Below are 427 nucleotides of genomic sequence, written 5' to 3'. Positions count from 1 at the left end.
GTTTATATGTTTGGTGGTGGACGTGAAATGACACATCCTGATATGAAGCTATTCGAACAAATGATGTTGCAACATCATCAATACATTGAGTTTTATGATTATCCTAAGATGGTACATGATTTTCCAATTTATCCAATTAGACAATCACATAAAGCTATTAAACAAATTGCCAAATCGATAGATGAGGATGTAACACAAAATAACTAATAACATACAATTGACCCAGTTACGATTTCATGGAAGATGATATTTGACATGAAAACGCAATTGGGTTTTGTTTTTGAAAATATAGCAAGGATTATATAGACTAATTGTTAATAAGCTTCTGAGTGAAAATCACCAATAAGTGTATTGATATGTGTGATGATAAAGTATTGCCCTTTAATTTGATAAAATTGATCTAAAAAATTATCGAATTGACGTGGAA

General features: G+C 30.0%; 1 protein-coding gene. It reads left to right on the top strand.

Translation table 11 applies throughout. The annotated features are described in order from the left end of the window. A partial coding sequence (locus CKW40_RS46285; protein ID WP_198421204.1) for an alpha/beta hydrolase occupies window positions 1-207 on the top strand: 207 nt, incomplete at its 5' end. Between the last annotated feature and the right edge of the window lie 220 nt (window positions 208-427).

Origin of the sequence: Mesorhizobium carmichaelinearum, assembly GCF_900199455.1 — a bacterium.
GTDB lineage: Bacteria > Pseudomonadota > Alphaproteobacteria > Rhizobiales > Rhizobiaceae > Mesorhizobium > Mesorhizobium carmichaelinearum.
This window is presented reverse-complemented; position numbering and strand designations above follow the sequence as displayed.